This is a genomic window from Clostridium beijerinckii (assembly GCF_008705175.1).
GTDB lineage: Bacteria > Bacillota > Clostridia > Clostridiales > Clostridiaceae > Clostridium > Clostridium beijerinckii.
On record NZ_CP043998.1, the window covers coordinates 37,163 to 62,459 of the forward strand.

Below are 25,297 nucleotides of genomic sequence, written 5' to 3' on the forward strand. Positions count from 1 at the left end.
GCTAAAAATGAGTGAGTTAATAATTAAAGGACAAAATGCTAAAAATGCTTCTTATGATCTTGGTATTGCATCAACAAAGCAAAAAGATGATGCACTTATGATTATGGCAGAGGAATTGATAAAGGCAAAAGGAGACATAATATCAGCTAATCAAGTGGATTTAGATATAGCAGTATCAAAAGGTACTTCAAAAGCTATGTTAGATAGATTAGCTCTTACAGATGAAAGAATAGAAAGCATGGCAGCAGGGCTTAAAGATGTCATAAAACTTCAAGATCCAATAGGTGAGGTAATATCTATGTGGCAAAGACCTAATGGATTACAAATAGGTCAGAAGAGAGTACCGTTAGGAGTTATTGGAATAATTTATGAAGCAAGGCCTAATGTAACTTGTGATGCAGCAGGGCTTTGTATAAAGACTGGAAATGCTGTTATTCTAAGAGGCGGAAGTGAAGCTATTAATTCTAATAAAGCTATAGTTAAGGCATTAACAAAAGGAATTGAAAGATCTGGTTTGCCTAAGGATTCAGTACAGCTAGTAGAAGATACAAGTAGAGAAGTTGCAACTGAAATGATGAGGTTAAATGAGTTTATAGATGTTCTTATTCCAAGAGGTGGAGCAGGATTAATTCAAGCTGTTCTTAAAAATGCTACTGTTCCAGTTATAGAAACAGGAACAGGCAATTGTCATATATATGTAGATAGAGACTGCGATTTTGAAATGGCAAAAAACATTGTTATTAATGCAAAAGCATCAAGACCTTCTGTTTGTAATGCAGCTGAAAAGTTACTTATAAATGAAAAGATAGTGGAGGACTTTTTGCCGATAGTGGTTAATGCCTTAAGAGAAAACGGCGTTGCTGTTAAAGGTGATGAAGTATCACAATCTATAATTAACGACATTGAGAAAGCTGCTGAAGAGGATTGGGGAAAAGAATATTTAGATTATATAATTGCCGTAAAAGTAGTTAAAGATGTAGATGAAGCAATTTCGCATATAAATAAATATGGAACAGGGCATTCGGAAGCAATTATTACAGAGAGCTATAAAAATTCACAAAAGTTTTTACAAAGAGTTGATGCAGCAGCTGTATATGTTAACGCGTCAACAAGATTTACAGATGGTTCAGAGTTTGGTTTTGGTGCAGAAATAGGAATAAGCACTCAAAAGTTACATGCCAGAGGTCCAATGGGACTTAAAGAATTAACAACAATCAAATATATCATTTATGGAAATGGCCAAATAAGATAATACAGAGAATATAAAGGATATTATTGCATGATATTCTTTATATTCTTATATATTATAATAATTAAAGATACTAAATTAATATTTTCATGAATAAATCAACATAATTAAGTATTGCCAAGGAAATAATCTTAAAATATATAAAGTGTGTTGTAATAATATGTAAATATTTATATGATAAAATAATAATATTAAATAGACTTTATAACTATAAAAAAGTATAGTATAATCCAATGTGAAAACGTATCAAATGGATCTAAAAAGGGGGATGACAATTGTGAAAATAGCATTAATAGCACATGACAAAAAGAAGGAAGATATTATTGAATTTTCAAAGAAGTATAAGGATGTACTAGCTAAATATGAGCTAGTTGCTACAGGAACAACTGGAACGAAGATATCAGAAGCAACAGGTCTTGAAGTTAAGAGATATTTATCTGGTCCATATGGAGGAGATCAACAATTAGGTGGTCGTATTGCAGAAGGAAAGATTGATCTAGTAATATTTTTTACAGATCCATTGACAGCGCAACCTCATGAACCAGATGTATCAGCATTGCTTAGAGTTTGTAATGTACATAATGTAGCTGTTGTTACTAATATAAAAACAGCAGAACTTATAATTAAACAATTTTAAATTATGGACAAACCAGTTAAAATCATATATACAAAAACAAAATGTACTTATCAAATGATAAGTACATTTTTAGAAAAAGTAGTGTTAAATTTGAGATAGGTCAATTCAGAATTAACTGTAACTGCCTAAATTTTCTGAATATTTTATTAATTATATGATAACATAAATTATATAAATTTGCAATTAGCAATCATTTGTGTATAAATGGAGTATGAACATGATTATAATTCTAAGGTAATAGCAAGGAAATATAGCTTGTAAACTAATAGAATATCTTAAAAGGAAGGATTATAATGACTGATTTAAACAGATATACATTAATAACTGGTGGTAGTGACGGAATTGGATTTGAGTTAGCAAAAATCTATGCCAAAAATAAAGATAATTTAATTATTATAGCAAAAGACGAAATTAAGCTAAGGAATACTAAAAGTAGGCTTGAAGATCAATATGGAGTAATTGTGGAAATAATTCAATGTGACCTATCTGTGGATAAAGGTTATAAAAAGATAATAGAAGTTGTGGAAGAAAAGAATTTAATTGTGGATAATTTAATAAATAATGCAGGCATAGGTTGCTTTGGTTTTTTTCATGATTTAGAAGAGGGACTTGAAGAAAAGATAATAAATATAAATATTACCGCATTGACTATGCTTACAAAGTACTTTTCTAAAAAGATGGTTGAGAGAAGACATGGAGGCATTTTAAATGTGGCATCAACAGCAGCATTTATTGGTGGTCCTAAAATGTCTATATATTATTCAAGCAAGGCATATGTTTTATCATTAACAGAAGCAATACATGATGAGTTGAAAGATTTGGGAATCAGGGTAAGTTGCCTTTGCCCTGGGCCTGTAAGAACATCATTTCAAGAGAAGGCTGGTATAAAAAAATCACAAAGATCTAAAAGATATTTAATGAATGCTAGTGATATAGCAAAATGTGCTTACAGAGAATTTTCAATGGGCAAGACAATAATTATTCCAGGATATAAAAATAAGCTGTTGATTTTAGGAAATAAATTAATCCCTAGAGCGTTAGGAAGAAAAATTATATTAAAGAATAATAGTTAGTATTTATATTAGCTATTATTCTTTTTTTTATATAAATATGCATGCATTATATCGATTTAAATATAGCATTATCATAATAAATATTTAGTTACTTAATTGGGATACATATTTTAATTCACATATAATTAAGGATTAACATACAAAAGTAATTATTTGAATTAATGGTATATTTATATCTGAAATAAAAAGAATATGAATAAAAATTCAAATAAGTGTATTTTTATGCTTTATATAATCTTATTTTTATGATAAGATTTATATATTGAATAAATTAAAGATAAATAAGCAATAGACAATAAGCAATAGACAATAAGTAATAAATAAAAATAATTATATTAAATATTAAACTATCCTTAAATTATCTTGACACAGGATTATCTATCAACTAGAATAGTTAGAAAGAGAAATTTTAAAAGTTAAGATACACTTTAACTTGGTCCTGTGAGGCCAAAAAGGGAAGCATGACTATGATATTTGAAAGCTGAATGAAAAATTTCATAGCTTATTTTTTGAATTCAAATATTTGTATGGTATATCACAGGATAGTGAAGAGATCAGGTTTTCTGAAATCTCTTTATTATCCTTTTGTTTTATATTAAACAAAGATTCATAAGGTGTAGTTTTAGCAAAAATATATTTGTAGGAGGCTTAAGTATGAAAGCAAAGCTTATATTAGAAAACGGCATGATTTTTGAAGGAAAAGCTTTTGGATATCTAAAAGAAAGCGTCGGAGAAGTAGTATTTACAACTGGAATGACAGGTTATCAAGAAGTACTTACTGATCCATCTTATTACGGACAAATAGTAACGATGACTTACCCTTTAATAGGGAATTATGGGATAAACCTTGAAGATATGGAGTCTGATTCAATAAAAGTAAGGGGGTTTATTGTTAGAGAAAAATGTAATATGCCAAGTAACTTTAGATGTGAATTAGAACTTGAAGATTTTTTAAAACAAGGAAAAGTTATTGGCTTGGAAGGAATAGATACAAGAGCTTTAACTAAGGTTTTAAGAAATAGTGGTACTATGAGAGGTCTTATAGCACTAGAAGATGTTGACGATGAATATGTGAAAGAAAAAATAGCAGGATTTTCTACTAAGGAAGCTGTAAAGACTGTTACAACAAATAAGTCTTATGTGGTTGAAGGAACAGGAAAACATATTGCGGTTATGGATTTCGGTATAAAGACTAATATAATAAGGAATTTCAAAAAGAGAGGCTGCAAATTAACTATATTCCCAGCAACAGCAACAGCAGAAGAAGTTTTAAATATTAACCCGGACTTAATATTTTTATCTAATGGACCTGGGGATCCAGAAGATTTAGATTTTGCCATAGAAAATATTAAAAAATTAGTTGGAAAGAAACCAATAACAGGTATTTGCTTAGGTCATCAATTATTGGGATTAGCGTTAGGTGGTAAAACTACTAAATTGAAGTTTGGACATAGAGGATGCAACCATCCTGTTAAAGATTTAGAAGCTAATATTGTGCATATAACTTCGCAAAATCATGGGTATGTAGTAGAGAAGTTACCAGATGACATGGAAGTTACTCACGTTAATATAAATGATGGAACTGTAGAAGGAATGAAACATAAGACTTTACCAATATGCTCAGTTCAATTTCATCCAGAAGCATCAGCAGGTCCAAAAGACAGTGAATATATATTTGATAAGTTCTTAGAATATGCACTATAGGAGGTTTTAGTAAAATGCCATTAAATAAAGATATAAAAAAAGTTTTAGTTATAGGATCAGGTCCGATAGTCATAGGTCAAGCAGCAGAGTTCGATTACTCTGGAACTCAAGCTTGTGAAGCATTAAAATCAGAAGGTATAGAAGTTGTACTTGTAAATTCAAACCCTGCAACAATAATGACTGATAAAGAAGTTGCAGATAAAGTTTATTTAGAGCCATTAACATTAGAATTTGTTGAAAAAGTAATAGCTAAGGAAAGACCAGACAGCTTACTTGCAGGAATGGGTGGTCAAACAGGACTTAACCTTGCAGTAGAATTACATGATTCTGGTATATTAGAAAAATACAATGTAAAAGTAATCGGAACCTCTATTGCATCAATTAAAGAAGGTGAAGATAGAGAGTTATTTAGAGATATGATGAATAGGATTGGAGAACCAGTTATAAAGAGTGAAATTGTAACTGACTTAACTGCAGGTTTGGAGTTCGCTAATAAGATTGGTTATCCAGTTATAGTTAGACCAGCTTATACATTAGGAGGATCTGGCGGTGGTATCGCTGATGACGAGGAACAACTTAGAACAATATTAGAATCGGGACTTCAACTAAGCACAATTGGTCAAGTTCTACTTGAAAAGAGCGTTAAGGGGTGGAAAGAAGTAGAGTACGAAGTAATGAGAGACTCTTATGGAAACTGTATTACTGTATGTAATATGGAAAATATAGATCCTGTTGGTATACACACTGGAGATAGTATAGTTGTAGCTCCATCACAAACTCTTTCAGATAAAGAATATCAAATGCTTAGAACAGCATCAATAAATATAATAAATGCAGTTGGAATTGAAGGTGGATGTAATGTACAGTTCTCGCTAAATCCAAATAGTTTTGAATATGCAGTTATAGAAATAAATCCGAGAGTTTCAAGAAGTTCAGCACTAGCATCAAAAGCAACAGGATATCCTATTGCAAAACTTGCTGCTAAAATAGCTCTTGGATATGGATTAGACGAAATAAAAAATGCTGTTACACAAAAAACATATGCGTGTTTTGAACCAACACTTGATTATGTTGTAGTAAAAATACCAAAATGGCCTTTCGATAAATTCTTTGGTGCTGACAGAGAACTTGGAACAAAAATGATGGCAACTGGAGAAATTATGGCTATTGGAGCCAATTTTGAGCAGGCGTTTTTAAAAGGAATTAGAAGCTTAGAAATAGGAAAATATTCATTAGATCATAATAAATTTAAAGAATATAGTATTTCAAAATTAAAGAGCATAGTAATGAAGCCTGATGATGAAAGAATCTTTGCATTAGCTGAGATGATAAGAAGAGATTACATGATAGATAGAATAAATAAAATTACTGGAATCGATATGTTTTTCTTAGAAAAAATAAAGTGGATAGTTGAAGAAGAACAAAGATTAAAATTAAGTAAAATAGAAGATTTAGATAAGGAATGGTTACATCATTTAAAGAAAAAAGGATTTTCTGATAAAGCTATAGCTGATATGCTAAAGGTTAGTCCAGACGATGTATATAGATTAAGAGACATATGGAGTATAAAGCCTTCATATAAAATGGTTGATACTTGTGGAGGAGAATTTGAAGCATTATCTCCATACTATTACTCAACTTATGAGCAATATGATGAAGTAGAAGTATCAAATAATAAAAAAGTTATAGTTATAGGTTCAGGTCCAATAAGAATAGGGCAAGGTATTGAATTTGACTACGCGTCAGTACATTGCGTAAAAGCACTAAAGAAACTTGGAATTGAAACTATTATAGTTAATAACAACCCAGAAACAGTAAGTACTGATTTTGATGTATCAGATAAGTTATATTTTGAGCCATTAACGGAAGAAGATGTTTTAAATATAATAGAAAAAGAAAAACCAGATGGTGTAATACTTCAATTTGGTGGTCAAACAGCTATTAAGCTTGCAAACTTCTTAAAGGAACAAAATATTGTAACGCTTGGAACTACAGCAGATCAAATAGATATGGCTGAAGATAGAGAAAAGTTTGATGAATTACTAGAAAGATTAGGAATATCAAGACCAAAAGGTAAAGGAATATGGTCTTTAGAAGAAGGATTAGAAGAAGCTAAGAGATTAAAGTTCCCAGTACTTGTTAGACCTTCATATGTAATTGGTGGTCAAGGAATGGAAATAACTCATGACGAAGAAGAGTTAACATACTACTTAGAAAATGCTTTCGCTAAAGACAGTAAAAATCCAATACTTATAGATAAATATCTAATGGGTAGAGAAATAGAAGTAGATGCCATATCAGATGGAGAGAATATTTTAATACCGGGTATCATGGAACACTTAGAAAGAGCTGGAGTTCATTCAGGGGATAGTGTAACTATGTATCCAAGCCAAAATATATCTGACAAAATTAAAGCAGATGTATTAGAGTATACTAAAAAATTAGCATTAGCAATTGGGATAAAGGGTATGATAAATATTCAATTCATAGAATTTGAAGGAGAATTATATGTAATTGAAGTTAATCCAAGAGCATCAAGAACAGTACCATATATAAGCAAGGTAAGTGGAGTTCCAATAGTAGATTTAGCTACACAAGTAATGCTTGGCGCTAAATTAAAGGAATTGGGATATGGAATAGATGTATATAAGGAACCTGAACTAGTTTCAGTTAAAGTTCCAGTATTCTCAACTCAAAAGTTACCTAATGTTGAAGTAAGCTTAGGACCTGAAATGAGATCAACAGGAGAAGTTTTAGGAGTTGGTAGAAACATAAAGGAAGCACTTTACAAAGGATTTGTTGGAGCGTATATGTATCCTTCAAAGGAAAAAGGAAAAATACTTGCTACAATAAATAAGCATGATAAGGCAGAATTCCTACCAATAGCAAAAGATTTAGCATCAGTAGGATACAAATTTATTGCAACATCAGGAACTTGCGCTTTATTGAAGGAAGCAGGTATAGAAGTAGAAGAAATAAGAAAGATAGATGAAGAAGAACCAAATATTTTAGATATAGTTAAAAACAGAGAAGTAGACTTAGTTGTAAATACTCCAACAAAAGGAAATGATTCGAAAAGAGATGGTTTCTTAATAAGAAGAGCAGCAGTTGAGAGAAACTTAGGAGTGATTACAGCATTAGATACATTAAGAGCAATTGCAGATGTGGAACTTGAGAAGTTTGATGAGAATAAGGATTTGGAAGTATTCAATATAGCAAAATAAAAATTAATGAGTTAAAGCAGTATTAAAAAGACTACTCAAGTTACTGCACTTATTTAAAAATTAAAACTAGGATATGACAGATGATATCCTAGTTTTTTTCATGAAATATATTATTAAAAGGAAATATTGACAAGTGAACATATGTTCTGTATAATACAATTAATGAACATATGTTTGCTAAGGAGATGTGTATTATGAACGAATCGGGAAATTTTTTTGTTAAGTTAAACTGTAAAAGCATTGATAATATTAGAAGCTTAATTATAGATAAACAGGGTAATTACATAAAACAACAAGAAAAATACATAATGTGTGCTGGAAAGTATGATAAAAATGGTTGGACGTTAGTTTTTAGAGCTAAAAGTTTTAAAGAAGCTGAAGCATTAGCAAATTTGAATCCATTTCTAAATAGAAGAAGCATAAATTAAAGTACATAAAATCTAGATGAATTTTCATACTATATATCTAAACTTTCATTCATTAACTAGTGAAAAATTAAAGAATATATAAAAAATAAGCTACAAAAATTTTATGATTTAGTAGCTTATTTTATATTTCATATTTTATATCGGAAATTACAATTGAAAGATTTTCTATTAAATTGACTTTAGAACCAATTTTATTAGGATAATCGCTTTTAAGTATTTTTATAGTTGGTCTTAATGGAAAGTTAGGCATAGTCTCTTCAACTACTCCTACATCACCATTGCTAAGGCTTACAATTGTTCCCTGAGGGAATGGGATAACAATTTTACAGAATACGTTAAGCATATCATGATCAAAGAGTGTTCCGGCATTTGACATTAAGTATTCGAGTGCATCACTAGGACACATAGCTCTTTTATAAGGCCTGTCAGAAGTTAATGCATCATAAACATCTGCAATACTTACAATTCTAGCGAGATAGCTGATTTTATTACCAGATATACTATTAGGGTAACCTAGTCCATCAAATCTCTCATGATGTTGCAGAACTATAAGTTTGATATGAGAGCTTAAGCTAAAAAAGTTATTCAAAAATTTATATCCATATAGAGAATGATTTTTTATTACTTCAAATTCTTCAGGTGTTAATTTACCTGGCTTTTGAAGAATTTCACTTGGAATAAATGATTTTCCTATATCATGAATTAGCGCACCAATGCAGAGATAAGTTAGATTGCGCTTAGATAAATTTAAGCTGATTCCAAGTATAAGTGATATTACAGCAACATTTACACAATGAGCATAAGTATAATTATCCATGCTCTTTATATCAACTAAAGAAATCAGTATATTTTTATTAGATAAAACATTATCTAATAACTCTTCTGCTATATTAGTAATTGAATTGAAATATTGTTGTTCCTGCTTTGTATACTCACTAATACTCCTCTTTTCAAATTTATGAACAGAAGCTATTCTTTCTATATCAGAGAATGTTTCTTTAATTACAGATATAGATTTTTGCCTTAATTCTGGCTTTATAACATCTTCAATTTCAGCAGAACTATAGTCATCAATTATATATAAAGAGAATATTTTATATTCCTTAATTTTTTGCAACATAATATCGTTTAACAGAATACCAGCTCTAAGTAGACATCTACCATCAGGGGTATATATGTCTTTGCCTAGCAATGAATTTTCTCTTACACATTCAATTGGAATTAATCGCATGATTATACCTCACCAAATTAATAATAATCATTATATCATAAATAACATGTAAATTTATACAATGATAATGCAAAAATCTTAAAATAATATCTAAAATTCGCATATATTATGAAAATATTTTTATATAAAAAGACGTTTATTTTGAATGATATAGAGTTTTTTGATAAAATTATATTTAATAATGTAATTAAAAAGGTTATGTAAATAAGTTAATATTTGATAATTCATTTAATTATCAAGTTTAGTAGATGGAAAGCAGAAATTATAGACATTGGATAAATAAAGTAATAAAATATTTGTAGATAAAATATATTAAAGAATAATAAATCGGATTTATGTTTACTTTTTTATCATTGTAATTTTAAATATTAGTTAATACTTAAGATTCAACCAAAATTATTTTTAGATTTGAAATGTGGTTTCATATATCTGATTAGTTATTTGTGCATACCTAAATATTTGAAAAAATGGAGTGAGGACGTTTTGAATATAAAAACTGACCCCATAGGATTTTTTGATTCAGGGGTAGGAGGTTTAAGCGTGATGAGAGAAGCAATATCTATCATGCCTAATGAAAACTTTATATATTTCGGAGATTCAAAGAATGCACCCTATGGAACTAAGAAAGTAAGTGAGGTAAGAGATCTTACAATTGATGCTGTTGAGTTTTTACTAAGTAAAAATGTTAAAGCGGTTGTAATAGCCTGCAATACTGCAACTAGTGCAGCAATAGAAGAGATTAGAAGTAAATATAAACAGATATCCATAATAGGAATAGAGCCAGCATTAAAGCCAGCTGTTAAGTTAAATAGAAAAGGTCAAATAATAATAATGGCAACGCCTATGACATTGAGGGAAAAGAAATTTAAATTATTAATGGATAAATATAAAAATGAGGCTAATATAATATCATTACCATGTGCAGGGTTAGTAGAATTTATAGAACAGGGAATAGTAGAGGGCGAAGATCTAGAGTATTACTTAAAGGAAAAGTTCAAAGGTTACTTAGATAATGATATAAGCTCCATAGTTCTTGGATGTACTCATTATCCATTTATAAAAAAGGCTTTATCAAACGTTATTGGAAAGGAAATACCTCTTATTGATGGTGGATTTGGTACTGCTCAAGAATTGAAGAGGAAGTTAATTGAAAGTGGTTTACTAAATGATTCTAAAGAAAAGGGGAATATAGAAATTTGTAATTCAATAAATGATGATAAAGTGATAGATTTTTGTTATAGTTTAATTAATTTTAAAATATAAATATGATTCAGATTTATTGAGATATATAATATAAGGATGAATTTAAATTTATGTTTTAGATAATAATACTAATTAAGATTGATATCGAGAGGAGAATATTTAAAGATGAAGAATCCAATTATTACAATGACTATGGAAAATGGTGGAGTTATAAAAGCAGAATTATATCCTGAGGCAGCACCAAATACAGTGAGAAATTTTGTAGACTTAATCAATAGAGGATTTTATGATGGTCTAATATTTCATAGAGTTATTCCAAATTTCATGATTCAAGGGGGATGCCCAGAAGGAACAGGCATTGGTGGCCCAGGATATTCAATAAAGGGAGAGTTTACAGGCAATGGTTTTAAGAATACTTTAAAACATACAAGAGGAGTATTATCAATGGCTAGAGCTATGCATCCAGATTCAGCAGGAAGCCAATTTTTCATTATGGTAGCTGATGCTCCACATTTAGATGGCCAGTATGCATCATTTGGTAAGGTTATTGAAGGAATGGAAGTAGCCGATAAGATTGTTGCACAAAAAACTGATATGTCAGATAGGCCTTATGAAGATCAAGTAATAAAAAGTGTTACAGTAGATATGCAAGGGGAAGAAATAAAAGAGCCTGAAATAATTGAAGAGTAAAAAATACCATTCTACAAGACTATAGTAAGTAAAAAGAAGAGAGGTGTCATGTATGGCTACAAATAATAAATGTATATTAGCGTATGGATTAAAAGAGGATGAAATTAAGAAAATTGAGAGTCAGAATATTAAAGTTATAGAAATTAATAAGAATATGACTTTAATGACATTAGAAGATATAATTAATGGAAACAAAAATGAAGATTCTTACGATGAAATGCAGTTGAGTGAAAAGGCACTAATTTTCAATGGATTTAAGGATGAACAATTGAAAGTTACTATTAGATATATTAGAAGCTTTATTCAAGGTGGAGTACTTGCTGTATCTACAGCACAGAATTACAAGTGGACTTTTAAATATCTATTAGAGCACTTAATTGAAGAAAGAGAATGGTATAAAGAACAACAAAAGGGGAGAAAGTAAAGTGAGTCGTGTAGGAGAAAATATAAAACAAGCTAGAGAAAAGAGCGGACTTACGGTTAAAGCTTTAGCTAAAAAACTAGGTGTAGCAGAAAAATATTTAAATGAAGTTGAAATGGGAAGAAAAGTTGCACCTGAATCACTAATAGATAAAGCGGGCAAGGCATTAAAAGCTGATTTAAATGACATAAGCATGGTTGTTACCGATGAAGTATTGATGGAAGAAAGAAAAACTTTAAAGGAAGTTCCTAAAAGAAATGTAGAAAGTTCAGAAGTTTGGACTGATGCTTTCTCATCAGTACTTAGAAGTGTTCCAATATATGATTATTCACTATCTAATAAAAAGGGTTCTAAAGAGATGCCTATTCATTCAAATAAAATCGAGAATTATCCTCAAGATAAAGTATTTTATTTAGAAATTGAAGATGATGAAATGAATGGATTTAGAATGCTAAAGGGTGATGTTGCATTTGCACATGCTGTGAAGGATATAAGTAATAGCGGATTTTTCTTAATAGATTATAAGGGAAAAAGGAAAGTAAGACAAATAAAGGTATTAGGTAATTCTAAATTACTTTTAGTAAGCAATGCTGGAAGTCTTCTTACTGAAACCATGGAATTAAAAGAAGTAGATGTAATTGCTAAATTAGAAAGACTAGAGATTACATTATAAACAACTAATGTAAGAACTCTTATATTGAAGAATTAAAGCGTAGGTAGAAACAGAGAATAATTGAATTTTTCAGTTATTCTCTGTTTTTGTTACATTAAAACATTTAATTGCATAGTATATCTATGAATATATTTAATTAAGGTGTGGTAATTATGCCTGAATTGGAGACACAAATATCTTCAAAGGTAGATGCATCAATAGGATTATTAGCTAATGTTCCAAAAGCTATATTAGATGAACTAGGTTATAAGTATCAGAGTCAGGGTAACAATGTGGAGCTCACTATTTTATATAGAGATACTCAAGAACAAACAAAATCATTTGTTGAAGGCTTAGGAGGAACTTTTCAGGATTTAGGATTTAACTTTGCTGTTGTTAATATACCCAGAGATAAATTAGAACAGCTATCAATGAGTAATTCTATTCAATATATAGAATTACCAAAGAACTTATATGAGCAAGACCAAGAAAGTAATAGGGCATCCTGTATACTTCAATTGGCTCCAAATTTTGATGTTTCAGGTGAAGGGATATTAGTCGGCTTTGTAGATTCTGGGATAGATTATACTCACCCTGCTTTTATGGATTCGACCGGAACATCCACTAGAATAGAATACATTTATGATTTAAGTACAGGGGGAAATGTATATAATAAGCAAATGATAAATGAAGCAATAAAATCCAATAATCCATTCTCAGTAGTTCCATCAATAGACAATAGTGGACATGGAACTCACGTTGCAGGAATCGCATGTGGTGGGGGAAGAATAAATCCGATGTATAGAGGAGTTGCTCCTAATTCCTCTATAGCAATGGTTAAAGCTGCTAGGGGAACTGCAATATTAAGCTCTCAGATTATGCAGGGAATCAAATTTCTTATGGATAAAGGTAAAGAACTGAATATGCCGCTAGTTATTAGCATTAGTCTTAGCACTAATGATGGAGCACACGATGGAAGCAGCTTACTAGAGCAATACATTAGGACGATATCTAATTTAGAAAGAGTATCTATTGTTATTGCGGCAGGAAATGAAGGTGATGCAGGTCATCATGTTGGCGGGCAATTAGTTAAAACACAAAGGCAAATTTTTAATATAGCAAGCGAAGAAAGATCAATAGTAATGAATTTTTATAAGACAATATTGCCCAATATATCAGTTAATATAATAAATCCAACAAGCCAAGGAACTGGAAATATTAATATACAAGAAGGTTACATTCAAGGAACAATAGGCAGTGATAGATATGATATATATGTATCTGGACCTAAACCTTTTGAATTGAATAGTGAAATCAGAATAATTCTTTCTGCTAGATCTGGCTTTCTTGTTGAAGGTGTATGGACATTAGAAATAAATGTTACCAATGAATACTTAGGAGCATATTCAATATGGCTTCCAGTTTTAGAAGGATTAAATCCTGCAACTAAATTTTTAGAACCTAATCAATATAATACACTTGGCATACCAGCAACGGTAGATAATATAATAGCTGTAGGAAGTTATAATTATAGAACCAATAATTTATCATCATTTAGTGGAAGAGGTGCACAAGATCAGAATATAGTAAGACCTGATTTAGTAGCTCCAGGAGAGGATATTGCAGGGCCAGTACCAAATGGTGGATATGATAATAAAACAGGTACATCAATGGCTACTCCTCAAGTGGCTGGAATATGTGCATTAATGATGCAATGGGGAATAGTTAAAGGAAATGATCCATATTTGTTTGGTCAAAGGTTAAAATATTATTTATTAAGAGGAGCTAGAAGAAGACGTACAGATGTGACATATCCAAATCCTTCATGGGGATATGGTGAAGTGTGCATATTCAACAGCTTAAGAGCGTTACAAAATGATTTAAATGCCATTTTGACTAGAGGAAATATAAATTCAAGAGATATACAGGTAACAAATAGCATACCTAATAAATATAATATTCTGAGAAAAAATATAAAGAGGGAAGTTATGGAGAATACGAGTAGTGGAAATACCTCAACAAATATCGGTAGGTTAAAGATTCAATGTTTCAGGGGGGAGGATTATATTCCAATTGATGGAGCCAGAATAACGGTAAGAACACCACAAGGATCTGAAAGTGTTAATAGTATTCAGCTAGTTACAGATTCAGTTGGATTGACACAAATAATTGAATTGTCAGCACCACCTTTAGAATATTCTTTAAACCCTAATAGCAACCAAGTGCCTTACAGCTTATATGATATAACAGTTGAAAGAGATGGATTTAATCCTATAGTAATAAGGGGATGTCAAGTATTTCCTACACAAGTTGCCTATCAAATTTGTAATTTGACAAGTAACTCAGGAAGGGGAACGATGAGACAAGAGGTTATAAATATACAACCAAATACTTTGAATGGAAATTTCCCACCTAAAATACCAGAGGATCCAGAAAAGCAGTTACCTCTACCAAGTTCAGGAGTTGTATTACCTCAACCAATAGTTCCAGAATACATTATTGTACACCAAGGGGGACCAAATGATCCATCAGCACCAAATTATAAAGTGCCTTTTAAAGACTATATTAAAAATGTTGCTTCCAGTGAAATATATTCAACTTGGAATGAATCTGCTATAAGAGCAAATGTATTCTGCATTGTATCATTTACGCTAAATAGAATTTATACTGAATGGTACAGAGGAAAAGGAAAGAATTTTGATATTACCAGTTCAACAGCTTATGATCACGCATTTAATTATGGAAGAAATATTTACGATAGTATAAGTGCTATTGTAGATGAAATATTTTCTACTTATATAAAGAGAGTTGGAGCTAAACAACCACTTTTGACACAATATTGTGATGGAAAGAGTGTTACCTGCCCTCAGTGGTTAAGCCAATGGGGAAGTCAGCAATTAGCTCAACAAGGAATGGTTCCATATGATATTTTGAAAAATTATTATGGAAATGATATCGAACTAACTACAGCTGAAAAAGTTTCTGGGAGCCCACAGTCATACCCTGGTGAACCGCTTACTATAGGATCTTCAGGTCCAGCAGTAAGAACTATCCAGAATCAATTGAATAGAATAGCTAGAAATTATCCTTTAATACCTAAGGTTGCTGAGGATGGACAGTTTAATCAAAAGACAGCAGATGCAGTTAAAACATTTCAACAAATATTTACATTACCACAAACGGGAATTGTTGATTATGCAACATGGTATAGAATATCGGACATCTATGTTGGCGTATCAAGGATAGCTGAACTTAGAGATTCTTCAATGTTAAGAAGTTCGCTTGGAATGAATGAATTTATGCCTCCGATTATACCAGGTTTAGATAATAAAAGAGGAATTCCTAAATTTTATTATTAGAATTATATTAAGATGGTTTTTAGATGTAGAAGCAGTTCCCATTTTCTCTGTCAGCTATATTATATAGCTGTGATTAGAATAGGAGCTGCTATAATTAATGAAATTATTAGAAGATATATGTATGATAAAAATTTATTTTTCTATTCCTTCTAGATTAAATTCAGGAATGAAATCAGATATGTTAGCACCTTCATCTTGTATAAATCCATTAACTACGCCGATATCTAAAGCATAATTGATTAGGCTATCGTAGTGTTTTGGATTAAGTTTCTTATTTATTTCTGGATAATCGCAAGCATTAAACATAGGAATATATTGATTCATTAAGCTTATATAAATATCAGTTTTATATCTATTATATAGAATATCTATTATCTTTTTTGAATCAAAAAGGAGTCCAGGAAGCATTAGGTGTCTTACAATAACTCCCTTTAGTATATTTCCTTTTGAATCAAACTTGGGAGTGCCAACTTGTCTTAGCATTTCATCTATTATTTTAATAGTATTGGAAGCATAATCATTAACTTTAGAGTATTTTAGAGAATATTTATTATCAAAATATTTGAAGTCCGGCAAATAAACATCAATATATCCATCCAATAATCTTATAGTTTCAATAGAATCATAACTATTGGTATTATAAAGAACTGGGACAGTTAAATTATTTTTTTTAGCTATTTTTAAGGATTCAATTATTTGAGGAACATAATGAGTAGGAGTCACTAAGTTAATGTTGTTTGCACCTTTTTTCTGAAGTTCTAGAAAAATTTCAGAAAGTCTTTCAATAGATATTTCTGCACCAACAATTGATGTGTTTTTAATACTATTTTTATTAAAATCAGAAGAAGATGAATTAACACTAATCCCCTGACTTATATTATAGTTTTGGCAAAATACGCATTTTAGATTACAGTGAGAAAAAAATACAGTACCAGAACCATTTCCTTGTGAAATAGGTGGCTCTTCCCAAAGATGAAGGGAAGCCTTAGCCACTTTTATGATATTGCTAGCTTTGCAATATCCTATTTCACCATTATTTCTATTTACTTTACAATCTCTATTACATAAAGTACATTCATTTAATAAATCTAGATAATTCATTTATATCAAATCCTTTAAGAATAATTATTAATATATTTTATAAAAAGTATATCATAATTATTTGATTTGAGTCGTGTTAGAAAAATCTTTTTTATGCTTAAAAAAGAATAGTATACATTGGAATATAAAAATCAAACTTAATAGCCCAAATATAGGATATAGTTTAGTTATAAGAGTTCCAAATCCAAATTGGGAAATTAAAAGAGCAAGACTTATTACGATAAAAATTGCTTTTTTAAATTTTATATTAAATGTTTGCTCTAGGGTTTTACTTATGGAATATATGTCAGAAACTTCAGTAGAAAACATCTCCAACCAGATTATCACGAGTAACAATGCTTGAATTAAGTTACCAAATCTATTAGCGACAAAAAGTAAAGGAATCTCATATTTATATATATAAGGTTGATTAATTGTTAATAATAAATTTATCATTAAACAAAGTATAGTTAGTCCAATTGCGCCGGTTACTATTCCAGTAATCATTATTTTACTTTTCTTCATTTGAGTGCTAAGTGGTACTAGGACTCCTGAGGCTGAAAGTGTATTATATCCAGCATAAAGTACTGTTGAAATAAAGATTCCAGTTTTTTGTTTTGGAAAGCTAGCGATATTATCTAACGAAACTGTATTTCTACAAAATGCAAAATATAAAACTGTAATCAAAGTAAGAGTACAAATTAAACCTGGAACAATAAAGGAATTAACTTCAATTAATCCTTCAGTATCTCTAAGTAGAAAAAATATGGCTATTGCAATCATTATTAGTGAGCCAATTATCTTGGGTATTCCAAAAAACTGATGTATCAAAGCACCACTTCCAGCAAGTATTATAGATGCGCTGGAAATAAGAAAGAGAGTTGTTATAAAACCAGTGATTTTACCAAATATATTAGGACTTATTATATTCATAACATCACTATAAGAGCTAAGATTATAATTAATGCTTATTCTAGAAATTATAGAACTTATTAAGATATAGAAAATACCACAACCTATAATTCCTATGAAACTAGATATACCGTATTGAGTAAAAAATTCTGTGATTTCTTTTCCAGAAGCAAGACCAGCCCCAACTATTGTTCCGATAAACACAGTGGCAACTTGAAATACTTTTACCATTTCCTTTTTCAATATTTATCCCCCTTAAAGAATGTTCCTTTTATTAAATATATAAGGTTTACTTTTAATTTATTCTTTAAATGTTACAATATTTAAAGAAGGTATATTAGACACATAAAGAGGAGGAAATATGAACAGTTTTTGGGATGGAAAAAGATATCATAGTTTAAACTATTTTTTAAGAAATAAATTTGGTGAAAAAGTATTTAAAATATCTTTAGATGGAGGATTTTCTTGTCCGAATAGAGATGGAAAGATAAGTAATGGGGGCTGTCTTTTTTGTAGTGAAAGAGGTTCAGGAGATTATGCTGGTGACAGAGAATTGTCTATTTCAAAGCAATTTCATGATATAAAGGATATGATGTCACAAAAGTGGAAAAGTGGTAAGTATATAGCTTATTTTCAGGCTTACACAAACACGTATGCACCTATTGATGAGTTGAAAAGAAAATATGAAGAGGCATTAAATCAGGAGGGAGTTGTAGCTATCGCAATAGCAACAAGACCTGATTGCTTAGATGAGGATGTATTAGAATTATTGGAGAACATAAACAATAAGATTTATCTTTGGATAGAACTTGGACTTCAAACCAGCAATGATGATACTGCTAAAAGAATTAATAGAGGATATAAATTAGATGTATTTGAAAATGCAATGAGAAAATTAAAAGAGAGAAATATTGATGTAGTAGTTCATGATATTTTAGGATTACCGGGTGAAACTAAAGAGGATATGTTAGAAACAATAAATTATATAGCTCATTCAGGGGCTAAAGGAATTAAACTGCATCTACTACATTTAATGAAGCAAACACCTATGGTAAAGTTATACGAGGCAGGAGATCTTAAGTTTCTATCGCAAGATGATTATATAGATCTTGTGACTCATGGAATAACACTACTTCCAAAGGACATGGTAGTTCACAGGTTAACAGGCGATGCACCAAGAGATCTCTTGATCGGACCAATGTGGAGTTTAAAAAAATGGGAAGTTTTAAATTCAATAGATAGGACTCTAGAAGATAACAACTTATGGCAAGGAAAAAATTTCAGAGAGTAACTATATATTAATTCTAATGATTAGGAATGGAGTAAGTAAAATGAAAATAGATATTATAATTTCAGCAGATGATATAGTTGAAAGCAGAGTAATGAATAAGATTGCAGTTATAATTGATATATTTAGAGCTACATCTGTAATTATAACAGCACTAGATAATGGAGCAAGAGAAGTTATTCCTTATTTGACTATTGAGGAAACACTGGAATATGCAAAGAAACTTAGTAGAGATAATTATATTTTAGGAGGAGAGAGAAAAGCTGTTAAAATTGAAGGTTTTGATCTATCAAATTCTCCATTAGAATATACAAAAGAAAAAGTTGAAGGCAAAACAGTGCTTATGACTACAACAAATGGAACAAGAGCTTTAACAAAGTCAATGGAGGCTAAAAGAGTTTTTATAGGTGCTATGATAAATGGAGAATCAGTGGCGAAAAAATTGATTAATATAAATGATGATGTGGTTATTATTAATGCAGGAACAAATGGAAACTTTTCAATGGATGATTTTATTTGTAGTGGATATATAATTAACCAAATGCTAGATATTAATAGAAATATAGAGTTAACAGATATAGCAAAGACTGCCTGTATGATATATAAAGAAAATATAAATATCTTAAGCTATGTACGAGAAGCATCTCACTATTCAGTAATGAAATCCTTAGGATTAAATAATGATATTGAATATTGCATAAAAAAAAGCATCATAGATATAGTTCCAGAATATAAAGATGGAAAAATAACCTGTGAATGAAAAACTGTTTAAGATTATAATTAAAAGTAAAACACATACATGATTTATTTAATCTGTATGTGTTTTACTTTTCGAATTTACTATGAGTAAAAGTTTTACGATTATATGTTTTCTCTTGATTGCTTTAGTAAATCATTTATTCGTGGAGAACAATTTCTACCTCCGCACGAACCACTGCCTGCACCAGTAGCCTTTTGGACTTCTTTTATAGTTGAAGCCCCATTTTTAATAGCTTCCTTAATTTTTGATCTAGGTATTGCCTTACAAGTGCAAGTTTTTGTTAATTTATCTAAAATTGCTTCATTCAAATTATTTTCCATAATAGTATCTCCTAAAAACATTTTTTAAGTTAATTGAAAAACTAACTTTATCTTAATTATACATTTTATAATCTAAAATAAAAGTATAGTTAATTAATATTATAACAATAATTATAAAAAAATATCCTATATTAAATAATAATTTTTATTATTATATTAATGTTGTAGATAATGGAATAGGAATTAAGAATGACGAAGAAAAGCGAATATTTGATAGATTTTATAGAAGCGATATAGTTAGAGGACAAAATATTAATGGAACGGGAATTGGCCTTAGTTTATTGAAATCTATCTCAAAGAATTTTGGTATTAAGTTAAAAGTGAATTCAGAATATGGCGTTGGATCTGAATTTATATTATTAATTCCTAAAATAATTAAATAAGATAATACTAGGAAAGGTTATTTTATTTGCTAAAGGGTCTACATAGCTATTTTATTCAAAAATGTAAAGCTATCTAAATCATTAAGAATACTAGATTTAGATAGCTATGTTTTATATTAGTATTATTATAACTGTAGTAAGAAATCAGTACAGTTATATATGAATAAAATTATAAAACCAATGTCCAGATTGAAGACCTAAAACTATTGCCAATCTAAATAAACATATAGTTGATATGCCTGCTAAGATTCCGGTGATTAATCTCCTTGTATTAGTACTTTTAAAGTACATGAGATATTGACCAAATCCATCAATTAAAAGTGGTAGCATCAGTAATAATTCTATAATTATATGAATATTTTTAGATAATATTACGTATGTGAGTCCGAGGATATATCCCAGTAATATTCCCGTGCATCTTGCACATAATGGAAATTGATGACCTCTAAAAAAGAATGATCTCTCAGGTAATTGATGGCAGAAAAACATATAGTTTAAGACTTTTTTACAATTAAGCATTTAACTTAGTATGATGATAAGCTGCCTAGCATTCCGAGTACAAAAGCTAGAACATAAAAGATTATCCAGACAATTATTCCACCGATCATCCATTTACATACGAGGCTGGCACTTTGAGGCTTTTCATCTTTCCATAAGAAGTATAAGATTATGCCTACTACTGGAAAGCAGCAAGATGCAATTCCAGCTAGATGAGATGGATTGTCTAAAGCATTTTTGGAAGATAGATTATTACCAGTAGCAACACCACAATGTATACATACGGCAGCGTTATCATCTATTTGTTGTCCGCAATTCTTACAAAACATATATTTCCCCCTTTAAGAAGATACTGTTATATTACTAGAGTATAGTATTGTCAATAATACAACTTATGAACAAATATGTAGTTATATTCATGAAAATATTTAAATTTATATGTTAGTTAAGTTATAAGTTTACTAAAGTGACATCACATTAATTTGAGGAAATTAGGATTCAATTACTTTATTACATTAATTAGTAATAAAGATACAATTAATGGTGATGATGAATTGACATTTAAAAATCATTAATATATAATTATTAAAATAAAAGACCATGATTAGGAAAAGTATCTTAGATATTATTTTTAGAGAGTAGCTGGTTGGTGTAAAGCTATAATAGATCTTAGAGAAAATCACCTAGGAGTTGGAGGCTGAAAGGTTTAATGCCGAATAAGTTATCACGTAGAGCCTGCGTTAAAGGATAGAGTATGTATGTACTTGAAATAAAACATTTAATTTTGTATTTAAATGTTTTAACCTTAGGTGGTTTGCGAATTCAACTTCGTCCTTTAGGATGGAGTTTTTTTATGTTTAAAAAAGTATGCAAAAAGGAAACAATTCTTAAAGAGAATAATATAGTTTACTTAGCTGAAAGGGGAATTTTTAATGTACAATAAGGTAGATTCATCAAAAGGTACCGTCAAAATTGAAAAGGACATAGCAAAGCTTTGGACAGAGAAAGACATAATAAAGAAGAGCTTTGACTCAAATTCAGATGGAGAATATTTTACTTTTTATGACGGTCCACCAACAGCAAATGGAAAGCCACATGTTGGGCATATTTTGACAAGAGTTATGAAGGATATAATTCCAAGATATAAAGTAATGAAAGGGTATAAGGTTCTTAGAAAAGCTGGATGGGATACTCATGGACTTCCAGTAGAGTTAGAAATAGAAAAGAAACTTGGAATTTCAGGAAAAGAACAAATAGAAGACTTTGGTGTAGAAAAGTTTGTTCATGAATGTAAAGATAGCGTATTCTCATATGTTAGCTTATGGAAGGAAATGTCTGAACAAATTGGATTCTGGGTTGATATGGATGATCCATATGTAACATACCATGATAATTATATTGAGTCTGAATGGTGGGCTTTAAAGCAAATGTGGAATAAGGGCTTATTGTATAAGGGCCACAAAGTAATGCCTTACTGCCCAAGGTGTGGAACAGCGCTTTCGTCTCATGAAGTTGCTCAAGGATATAAGGACGTTAAAGATTTAACTGCAACTGTAAAGTTTAAAGTTAAAGGTGAAGAAAATAAATATATATTAGCATGGACAACAACTCCATGGACATTACCATCTAACTTAGCATTATGTATAAATAAATCTTATACATATGCAGAAGTAAAGGTAGGAGAAGAAATTTATATTTTAGCTAAGGATTTAGTAGGTAAGGTTTTAGGAGATACTGAATACGAAATAGTTAAAGAGTTTAAAGGTGAAGAATTGCTAGGTACTGAATACGAACAATTATTACCTTTTGCAAAAGTTGAAGGAAAAGCTTTCGTAGTAATTCATGGAGATTATGTAACATTATCAGACGGTACAGGAATAGTACACATTGCACCAGCTTATGGTGAAGATGATAGTCTTGTTTCAAAGAAAAATGGAATTGCATTTATAAATTTAGTAGATACAAATGGTAATTTTGTTGAAGAAGTTACTCCATGGGCAGGAAAGTTTGTTAAGAAGTGTGATGAAAGTATTGTTAAATATTTAGAAGAACGTAATCAATTATTTACAGCACACAAGCACACTCACTCATATCCACATTGCTGGAGATGTGATACACCGCTTCTATACTATCCAAAAGATAGTTGGTTTGTTGCGATGACTAAAATGAGAGATAAATTACTTGAAAATAATAATAAAATAAATTGGTATCCTGATAACACTAGAACAGGAAGAATGGGTAAGTTCCTTGAAAATGTTATTGACTGGGGTATTTCAAGAGACAGATATTGGGGAACACCACTTCCAATATGGCAATGTGAATGTGGTCATCAAGAGTGTATTGGTAGCAGAGAAGAACTAGAAGAAAAAGCAACTACAGACTGTAAGGGGATTGAATTACATAAACCTTACGTAGATGGAATAAAGTTAAAATGTCCACATTGCGGTAAGGAAATGAAGAGAACACATGAAGTTATAGACTGCTGGTTTGACTCAGGATCAATGCCTTTTGCACAATGGCACTATCCGTTTGAAAACAAGGAAACTTTTGAAAAGAACTTCCCAGCACAATTTATTTCAGAAGCAGTTGACCAAACAAGAGGTTGGTTCTATACATTACTTGCAATTTCAACATGTTTATTTGACACAAATTCATTTGAAAATTGTATAGTATTAGGTCACGTTTTAGATAAAAAGGGACTTAAGATGTCTAAGCATAAAGGAAATGTTGTAGATCCTTTTGAAGTATTAAATAGTCAAGGGGCAGATGCTACAAGATGGCATTTCTATACTGCAAGTGCACCATGGCTTCCAACAAGATTCTCTATCGATGATGTTGCAGAAGCTCAAAGAAAGTTCTTAGGAACATTATGGAATGTTTATTCTTTCTATGTTTTATATGCTGAAATAGATAAATTTGATCCAACTAAGTACTCTGATTTTGTTTCAGATAATATAATGGATAAATGGATTATATCTAAATTAAACACATTAATCGAAACAGTTGATGATGGATTAAATACTTATAAAATTACTCAAGCAGCATTAGCTATTGAAGATTTTACTGATGAATTATCAAACTGGTATGTAAGAAGAAACAGATCAAGATATTGGTCACAAGAGTTAACAGACGATAAGATAGGAGCTTATGTAACTTTATATAAAGTTCTAACAAATTTAGTTAAGGTGGCATCACCATTTGTACCATTCATGACTGAAGAAATCTATCAAAATTTAGTTGTGAATCTTGATAAAAATGCGCCAGAAAGTATTCACCTATGCGCTTGGCCAGAAGTTGATAAATCTGCAATAAATAAAGAATTAGAAAAAGAAATGGATTTAGCATATACACTTGTTAAGCTTGGAAGAAGTGCTAGAAATGCTGCAAATGTTAAGAATAGACAGCCACTTTCTGAATTACTTATATCAACAAAATCTCTTCCAGATTATTACGGAGATATTGTAAAAGAAGAATTAAATATTAAAAAGGTTGAGCTTGGAGCAGACCTTTCAAAATATGTTAACTTTGAAATAAAACCTAATCTACCTGTTATAGGTAAGTTATATGGAAAATTAATTCCTCAAATCAGAAAGGCAATTTCTGAAAGGAACCAAATGGAATTGGCTCAAAAGATTCAAAATGGTGGAAGTGAAACTATAATTGTTAATGATACAGAAATAGTTCTTACAAATGAGAATCTTTTAGTTACAATGCAAGGTTTAGAAGGTTATGCATTCGCAGGAGAAGGTGAACTTGGAGTTGTTTTAGATACAACTGTAACACCAGAACTTCAAGAGGAAGGGCATGTAAGAGAAGTTATTTCAAAGATTCAAAATATGAGAAAAGATAAAGGATTTGAAGTTGCTGATAGAATAAATCTTTATGTATCAAATAACGATATGTTAATTGATGTTATTAAGAAATTCGAACAAACAATAAAGAAAGAGACTTTAACTTGTGAAGTTCTTTATAATCAAGAATCTAATTATTCAGAAACAGTTATAAATAGTGAAACATTAAACATGAATGTTGAAGTTGTAAAATAAAAACTAAGATGACTAGGAATAAAAGATTTTATTAAAATTCCTAGTCATTTTAGTATCTATGTACATATTTTATATGATTTTGATATATATTTCTTATATAAGATTGTAAATTAGTTAATATGTTTATAAATTTAAGATT

At 30.1% G+C, this 25,297-nt stretch carries 20 protein-coding genes, 1 pseudogene and 1 other annotated feature; of the genes and pseudogenes, 15 read left to right on the plus strand and 6 right to left on the minus strand.

Annotation, left to right across the window (positions count from 1 at the left end; translation table 11 throughout):
• Positions 1–7 precede the first annotated feature (7 nt).
• From F3K33_RS00175 to F3K33_RS00200, 6 genes are all read left to right on the plus strand, one after another.
• Positions 8–1,252 (plus strand): glutamate-5-semialdehyde dehydrogenase, encoded by a 1,245-nt coding sequence (locus tag F3K33_RS00175; protein WP_039773416.1) that lies wholly within the window; start codon positions 8–10, stop codon positions 1,250–1,252.
• Positions 1,253–1,526: 274 nt separating this feature from the next.
• A complete protein-coding gene (gene mgsA, locus F3K33_RS00180; protein ID WP_011967391.1) occupies positions 1,527–1,886 on the plus strand; it encodes a methylglyoxal synthase in 360 nt (119 codons plus the stop codon).
• Positions 1,887–2,179: 293 nt separating this feature from the next.
• The gene (locus F3K33_RS00185; protein ID WP_039773415.1) at positions 2,180–2,959 is read left to right on the plus strand and encodes an SDR family NAD(P)-dependent oxidoreductase; all 780 of its coding nucleotides are present in this window, start codon (positions 2,180–2,182) and stop codon (positions 2,957–2,959) included.
• Positions 2,960–3,613: 654 nt separating this feature from the next.
• Complete coding sequence (carA, locus tag F3K33_RS00190) at positions 3,614–4,663, plus strand: glutamine-hydrolyzing carbamoyl-phosphate synthase small subunit (RefSeq protein WP_039773414.1); 1,050 nt, start codon at positions 3,614–3,616, stop codon at positions 4,661–4,663.
• Positions 4,664–4,677: 14 nt separating this feature from the next.
• Positions 4,678–7,887, plus strand: a complete 3,210-nt coding sequence (gene carB / locus F3K33_RS00195) for a carbamoyl-phosphate synthase large subunit (RefSeq protein WP_011967394.1) — start codon at positions 4,678–4,680, stop codon at positions 7,885–7,887.
• A 194-nt stretch (positions 7,888–8,081) separates the two neighbouring features.
• Positions 8,082–8,315, plus strand: a complete 234-nt coding sequence (locus F3K33_RS00200) for a hypothetical protein (RefSeq protein ID WP_017209546.1) — start codon at positions 8,082–8,084, stop codon at positions 8,313–8,315.
• Between the two features lie 121 nt (positions 8,316–8,436).
• On the opposite strand, the gene F3K33_RS00205 is transcribed toward F3K33_RS00200, so the two are convergent.
• Complete coding sequence (locus F3K33_RS00205; protein WP_017209545.1) at positions 8,437–9,546, minus strand: HD-GYP domain-containing protein; 1,110 nt, start codon at positions 9,544–9,546, stop codon at positions 8,437–8,439.
• A gap of 483 nt (positions 9,547–10,029) precedes the next feature.
• Between F3K33_RS00205 and murI the strand changes: the two genes are divergently transcribed.
• The 5 genes from murI to F3K33_RS00230 all read left to right on the plus strand — a co-directional run bounded on the left by murI (position 10,030) and on the right by F3K33_RS00230 (position 15,871).
• Positions 10,030–10,809, plus strand: a complete 780-nt coding sequence (gene murI, locus F3K33_RS00210) for a glutamate racemase (protein ID WP_039773412.1) — start codon at positions 10,030–10,032, stop codon at positions 10,807–10,809.
• A gap of 105 nt (positions 10,810–10,914) precedes the next feature.
• Positions 10,915–11,439 (plus strand): peptidylprolyl isomerase, encoded by a 525-nt coding sequence (locus tag F3K33_RS00215; RefSeq protein WP_039773411.1) that lies wholly within the window; start codon positions 10,915–10,917, stop codon positions 11,437–11,439.
• A 52-nt stretch (positions 11,440–11,491) separates the two neighbouring features.
• Positions 11,492–11,863, plus strand: a complete 372-nt coding sequence (locus tag F3K33_RS00220) for a DUF3783 domain-containing protein (protein ID WP_011967399.1) — start codon at positions 11,492–11,494, stop codon at positions 11,861–11,863.
• A 1-nt stretch (position 11,864) separates the two neighbouring features.
• Positions 11,865–12,533, plus strand: coding sequence for a helix-turn-helix domain-containing protein (locus F3K33_RS00225; protein ID WP_039773410.1), 669 nt, complete (start codon positions 11,865–11,867; stop codon positions 12,531–12,533).
• A 152-nt stretch (positions 12,534–12,685) separates the two neighbouring features.
• A complete protein-coding gene (locus tag F3K33_RS00230) occupies positions 12,686–15,871 on the plus strand; it encodes a S8 family serine peptidase (protein ID WP_039773409.1) in 3,186 nt (1,061 codons plus the stop codon).
• Positions 15,872–16,003: 132 nt separating this feature from the next.
• Here F3K33_RS00230 and F3K33_RS00235 read toward each other — a convergent pair whose 3' ends face one another.
• Positions 16,004–16,972 carry a radical SAM protein gene (locus tag F3K33_RS00235; protein WP_039773408.1) on the minus strand — a complete coding sequence of 323 codons (969 nt, stop codon included), beginning with the start codon at positions 16,970–16,972 and terminating at the stop codon, positions 16,004–16,006.
• A gap of 57 nt (positions 16,973–17,029) precedes the next feature.
• Positions 17,030–18,106: a YkvI family membrane protein gene (locus F3K33_RS00240; RefSeq protein WP_039773407.1), complete on the minus strand. Its 1,077-nt coding sequence runs from the start codon at positions 18,104–18,106 to the stop codon at positions 17,030–17,032.
• Positions 18,107–18,224: 118 nt separating this feature from the next.
• On the opposite strand from F3K33_RS00240, the gene mnmL reads away from it, so the two are divergent.
• The gene (mnmL, locus tag F3K33_RS00245; RefSeq protein ID WP_039773406.1) at positions 18,225–19,154 is read left to right on the plus strand and encodes a tRNA modification radical SAM protein MnmL/YtqA; all 930 of its coding nucleotides are present in this window, start codon (positions 18,225–18,227) and stop codon (positions 19,152–19,154) included.
• A 40-nt stretch (positions 19,155–19,194) separates the two neighbouring features.
• Positions 19,195–19,911 carry a 2-phosphosulfolactate phosphatase family protein gene (locus F3K33_RS00250; RefSeq protein ID WP_039773405.1) on the plus strand — a complete coding sequence of 239 codons (717 nt, stop codon included), beginning with the start codon at positions 19,195–19,197 and terminating at the stop codon, positions 19,909–19,911.
• Between the two features lie 101 nt (positions 19,912–20,012).
• On the opposite strand, the gene F3K33_RS00255 is transcribed toward F3K33_RS00250, so the two are convergent.
• Positions 20,013–20,231 carry a (2Fe-2S)-binding protein gene (locus F3K33_RS00255; RefSeq protein WP_011967406.1) on the minus strand — a complete coding sequence of 73 codons (219 nt, stop codon included), beginning with the start codon at positions 20,229–20,231 and terminating at the stop codon, positions 20,013–20,015.
• Between the two features lie 155 nt (positions 20,232–20,386).
• Between F3K33_RS00255 and F3K33_RS00260 the strand changes: the two are divergent.
• Positions 20,387–20,614: pseudogene (locus F3K33_RS00260) on the plus strand (ATP-binding protein); the annotation flags it as partial.
• Positions 20,615–20,767: 153 nt separating this feature from the next.
• Here F3K33_RS00260 and F3K33_RS00265 read toward each other — a convergent pair.
• Together F3K33_RS00265 and F3K33_RS00270 are read right to left on the minus strand one after the other, a co-directional pair.
• Positions 20,768–21,133 (minus strand): DUF2085 domain-containing protein, encoded by a 366-nt coding sequence (locus tag F3K33_RS00265; RefSeq protein WP_011967409.1) that lies wholly within the window; start codon positions 21,131–21,133, stop codon positions 20,768–20,770.
• A gap of 5 nt (positions 21,134–21,138) precedes the next feature.
• A complete protein-coding gene (locus F3K33_RS00270) occupies positions 21,139–21,441 on the minus strand; it encodes a zinc-ribbon domain-containing protein (protein ID WP_023975940.1) in 303 nt (100 codons plus the stop codon).
• Positions 21,442–21,703: 262 nt separating this feature from the next.
• Positions 21,704–21,951 (plus strand) — a binding site (T-box leader).
• Positions 21,952–22,044: 93 nt separating this feature from the next.
• Here F3K33_RS00270 and ileS point away from each other — a divergent pair.
• Positions 22,045–25,158 carry an isoleucine--tRNA ligase gene (gene ileS, locus F3K33_RS00275; RefSeq protein ID WP_039773404.1) on the plus strand — a complete coding sequence of 1,038 codons (3,114 nt, stop codon included), beginning with the start codon at positions 22,045–22,047 and terminating at the stop codon, positions 25,156–25,158.
• Positions 25,159–25,297: the final 139 nt, after the last annotated feature.